This is a genomic window from Psychrobacter sp. S1-30-MNA-CIBAN-0213 (genome assembly GCF_040309845.1).
Classification (GTDB): Bacteria; Pseudomonadota; Gammaproteobacteria; order Pseudomonadales; family Moraxellaceae; genus Psychrobacter.
The window spans coordinates 1-261 of record NZ_JBEOPE010000099.1 but is presented as its reverse complement, the minus strand read 5'-3'; the positions used below and the strand labels follow the sequence as shown (position 1 = coordinate 261).

Here is a 261-nt window from a genome sequence, read left to right as displayed (position 1 = left end):
ACCAATGCCAAAGAGAATATTACCCTCTCCGCCCATACGGGTAAGCTTGAAGCCACGGCTAAGCAAGATGTAAACATCGCCTCTTCTACTAAAGAGGTTGAAGCAGTGGCGACGAATAAAATTACGCTGACGGCTGGTGGTGCGAGTATCACTTTAGATGGTGGTGATATTACGATTACGGCAAAGCAGTTTACGGAGAAGGCTGGTAAGCATAGTAGGGCTGGAGGCGGTGTAGATGGGTTGGGATTGGCAGGGTTGCCT

Annotated in this window: 1 protein-coding gene; it reads left to right on the top strand. The window is 49.4% G+C overall.

All coding sequences use genetic code 11. The features are described from left to right. Positions 1–261, top strand: a 261-nt coding sequence (locus AAEY87_RS14110) for a DUF2345 domain-containing protein (protein WP_350657626.1), incomplete at both ends; no start/stop codon positions are given.